General features: G+C 54.1%; 5 tRNA genes. All 5 read right to left on the reverse strand.

The features are described from left to right. Positions 1 to 37 precede the first annotated feature (37 nt). Positions 38 to 114: transfer RNA gene (locus tag MH117_RS26420), tRNA-Met, on the reverse strand. A gap of 8 nt (positions 115 to 122) precedes the next feature. Next, positions 123 to 198: transfer RNA gene (locus MH117_RS26425), tRNA-Val, on the reverse strand. 56 nt (positions 199 to 254) lie between these two features. Further along, positions 255 to 330, reverse strand: a tRNA-Val gene (locus MH117_RS26430). A gap of 3 nt (positions 331 to 333) precedes the next feature. After that, positions 334 to 408 (reverse strand) — tRNA-Glu (locus MH117_RS26435). A 7-nt stretch (positions 409 to 415) separates the two neighbouring features. After that, positions 416 to 508 (reverse strand) — tRNA-Ser (locus tag MH117_RS26440). Positions 509 to 532: the final 24 nt, after the last annotated feature.

The raw sequence follows: 532 nt of genomic DNA on the forward strand, positions 1-532 counted from the left end.
CATGTTAGGCCTCTACACCACAGCTCCACGATTTATTTGGTTGCGGGGGCAGGATTTGAACCTACGACCTTCGGGTTATGAGCCCGACGAGCTACCGAACTGCTCCACCCCGCGATATTATATGGTGGACGCTGACGGGATCGAACCGCCGACCCTCTGCTTGTAAGGCAGATGCTCTCCCAGCTGAGCTAAGCGTCCATAAAATATACATCTGAATCTATTATGCTCCCAACTTCGTACATGAGTTGTACGATTGGTGGACACTAACGGGTTCGAACCGCTGACCCCTACCCTGTCAAGATAGTGCTCTCCCAGCTGAGCTAAGTGTCCTTATGGTGACCCGTAGGGGATTCGAACCCCTGTTACCTCCGTGAAAGGGAGGTGTCTTAACCCCTTGACCAACGGGCCATACTACTGGCGGAGAGAGGGGGATTCGAACCCCCGAGACGCTTGTGGCGCCTACACGATTTCCAATCGTGCTCCTTCGACCAAACTCGGACATCTCTCCATATGGCTCCCCGAACAGGACTCG

The sequence above is a fragment of the Paenibacillus sp. ACRRX genome (assembly GCF_022346885.1).
GTDB lineage: Bacteria > Bacillota > Bacilli > Paenibacillales > Paenibacillaceae > Paenibacillus_B.